Below are 3,138 nucleotides of genomic sequence, written 5' to 3'. Positions count from 1 at the left end.
CACCTCGAGCGGGCGCGTCTTGGTGACGGCGATGAGGGTCACGTCGTCGGGCGAGCGGCCGGCACGGTCGGCGGCAGCGGCGATCCGGTCGCGGACGCGCTCGGCGCGCTCGGCGATCTGGGAGGCGATCTCAGTCATGCGCGCCGTACCCGCCCGGCAGCGTCAGGATCCGCCGCGATCGGGCCTCAGCACGGACTTCGTTCCGATTCTACCCACGCCTTAAGCCGATATCCTGCAAAATGGCGCCGCAGGGTCGTGGCCGCCTTTTTGCCATCTCTGGGGCAGCCCTACCGACACTGCCATGCGTCCGCGCCTCCACCCTGCGACCTCGAAGACGACTCTCGACCACGCGCGAGCAGCATGGCTGGCGGGCGGAACTGACGGCTGGTCGGCGTACAAGCGCTGCGTATGCGGCCTTGAGGCCGAGATCAAGCGCCAGCGGACGGATCGGCCCCGGTCTACGCGGCGCGCTCGGCGTCCTCGAGGACGCGCCTAGACCGTCTTTCGAGGACGGGGCGAGGGCGAAAAATGGAACGGTCGGATGACTGCTGGTTTGGCCGGATTGCGTAGAGTTGGGTAGACACCCTCCGCTCTACTCATGCCCGTCCACGAAATCGACTACCGCCTCATCGGCGATGACCTCCAGATCGTCGAGGTCGAGCTCGACCCCGGCGAGTCCGTCCGCGCCGAGGCCGGCGCGATGCTCTACATGGACGAGGCGATCCAGATGGACACCGGCACCGGCGGCGGCTTCATGAAGGGCTTGAAGCGCCGGATCACGGGCGAGAGCTTCTTTATCACGTCGTTCACCAACACGGGCAGCGGCAAGGCGCGCGCGGCGTTCAGCGCGCCCTACCCCGGCAAGGTGATCCCGCTCGACCTGGGCGACTACGGCGGGAGGTTCCTGTGCCAGAAGGACACGTTTCTCTGCGCCGCGAAGGGCATCGAGATCGAGGTCGCGTTCACCAAAAAGATCGGCGCCGGCCTGTTCGGCGGCGAGGGCTTCATCTTGCAAAAGCTGACCGGCGACGGGCTCGCGTTCTGCCACGCGGGCGGCACCATCATCGAGCGCGACCTGGCCGGCGGCGAAGTCTTGCGCGTCGACACGGGGTGCCTGGTCGCGTTCTCCGAGTCGGTCGACTACGACATCCAGTTTCAGGGCGGGTTCAAGAACGCGCTCTTCGGCGGCGAAGGCCTCTTTTTGGCGCGCGTCGAGGGACCGGGCAAGGTGTTTCTCCAGAGCCTGCCCTTCTCTCGCCTGGCCGACCGCATCGTGGCCGCGAGCCGGATGTACTCGAACAAGGGCGAGACGAACCGGGGCGGGGCGGGCGCGCTCGGGGCCATCGGCGGCCTGGCGGCGGGCGGCCTGCTCGGCGGCCTCCTGGGAGAGGACAATTAACACCGGACGAACGAGGCGTCCTCGAGGTCGACCGCCCTCGAGGACGGACCGGCTTTAGTCAGGCGGCGAAACGGGCGATACCCCGCCCCAAACCCACCCCTGACGCCGTGCCGTCTCGCTCCACATCCGACGCGCTCCCGACCTCGAAGCGGGGCGGCTGGCTCCAGCGCATCACCGGCGCGTTCGCCAAGGCGCCCGACGAGCCAAGCCTGACGCACGCCGTCCTCGATGCCGTCCCGGACGCCGTCGTGGTCATCGACGAAGAGGACCGGATCCGTCTGGCCAACGACGCCGTCGCGTCCCTCTTGGGCCACGCCCCTGAGGACCTGATCGGCGTCGAGTTTTCCAGTACCCTGCTGCCGCTCGGGTCGCGGAAGTCACACCGGGCGCGCATCAAGCAGCACGTCGACGGGAGCCTCGAGAGCCAACAGGCCGGCGTAGCCAACGCCCCTGCCGAACGCCGAACCATGGTCCGCGCCGACGGGACCGAGCTCGAGGTCGAGATCGCAATCCGGCCCATCGAGGGACCCCGAGCGCTTTTCGGCATCACCATTCGAGACGCGACGAGCACGCACGACCTCGAGGCCGCCCTCGAGGCCACCGACGGCCGGCGGCGCACGCTGCGCACCATCGTCGACTCCCTGCCCGACCCCGTGGTCGCGGTAGACCGGAACGATCGCGTCGTGCTGAGGAACGAGGCCGCGAACCGCCTGGGCGACGGCGACCTGCCCGAGCCGTGGTGGAACGATGTGCGAGCCGTCATCCGCAACGGCGATCCAGTCTTCGACCAGGAGGAGCCCAGCGCCGCCGGTGTCCAGCTCACGACGCGAGTACCGGTCCGCGCGCGGACGGGAGACGTGGTCGGCGCCGTCGTGATCTCGCGCGACGTCACGGAGCAGAAGGCGGGCGAAGCCCAGCTCCTCGCCGCCATGCAGGCCGCCGAGTCCGCCGCGCAAGCCAACCGCGAGTTCCTGGCAACGACCAGCCACGAGGTCCGCACGCTCATGAGCGGCGTGACGGGCATGACCATGCTCCTCCTCAACACCGACCTCGACGAGGAGCAGCGCGAGTACGTCGACACGGTCCGCACGTCGAGCAGCGCACTCCTGACGGTCATCAACGACGTCCTGGACTTCTCCAAGATCGAGTCCGGGATGCTCCACCTCGAGGACGAGCCGTTCGACGTCCGCTGCGTCGCCGACGAGGCCATTCGGATGGTCGCGCAGCAGGCCGCGGGCAAGGGCCTCGCCCTCAAGGTGGAGGCCGGCGAGCGCGTCCCGCCGTCCGTCCGCGGCGACGCGGGCCGCGTGCGACAGGTGCTCGTCAACCTCCTCTCGAACGCCGTCAAGTTCACGTCCGAAGGGTCGATCCGCATCCGCATCGAACGCACGATGTCGCCGAGCGGGCCGGCGCTCCTCTTCGCCGTCAAGGACACGGGCGTCGGCATCGCACCGGACCGGCTGGAGGCCATCTTCGAGGAGTTCACCCAGGCCGACGTCTCGACCTCGAGGACGCACGGAGGGACCGGACTCGGGCTCGCCATCTGCCGCCGACTGGTCGGCTTGATGGGCGGCTCGATGTCGGCCGAGTCGGAGCCCGATGGAGGCTCGGAGTTCCGGTTCACCATCGCCCTCGAGGCCGACAGCGACACGCCAGAGCCGATGACGGCGGCGTGGGTCTCGAAGCCGGTCTCCAACCGAGCGGCCCCCGCGGCCTCTCCCGATCGCCCGCCGCACGTC

The 3,138-nt window shown here is 69.2% G+C and carries 3 protein-coding genes; all 3 read left to right on the top strand.

Annotated features, from left to right (window positions below):
* Nucleotides 1-301: 301 nt before the first annotated feature.
* Nucleotides 302-496, top strand: a complete 195-nt coding sequence (locus WBA11_RS08485) for a hypothetical protein (protein WP_424520265.1) — start codon at nucleotides 302-304, stop codon at nucleotides 494-496.
* Between the two features lie 102 nt (nucleotides 497-598).
* Nucleotides 599-1,399 (top strand): TIGR00266 family protein, encoded by an 801-nt coding sequence (locus WBA11_RS08480; RefSeq protein WP_424520264.1) that lies wholly within the window; start codon nucleotides 599-601, stop codon nucleotides 1,397-1,399.
* 107 nt (nucleotides 1,400-1,506) lie between these two features.
* Nucleotides 1,507-3,138, top strand: a 1,632-nt coding sequence (locus WBA11_RS08475; protein WP_424520263.1) for an ATP-binding protein, incomplete at its 3' end; no start/stop codon positions are given.

It is taken from the genome of Rubrivirga sp. (assembly GCF_049648075.1).
Lineage (GTDB): Bacteria > Bacteroidota > Rhodothermia > Rhodothermales > Rubricoccaceae > Rubrivirga.
Note: the sequence above shows the minus strand (reverse complement) of the source record. Positions and strands in the feature narration are given on the sequence as shown.

Excerpts from the sequence above, each read along its gene's own strand:
- WBA11_RS08480 (WP_424520264.1), top strand. The coding sequence starts at position 599 with ATGCCCGTCCACGAAATCGACTACCGCCTCATCGGCGATGACCTCCAG.
- WBA11_RS08485 (WP_424520265.1), top strand. The coding sequence starts at position 302 with ATGCGTCCGCGCCTCCACCCTGCGACCTCGAAGACGACTCTCGACCAC.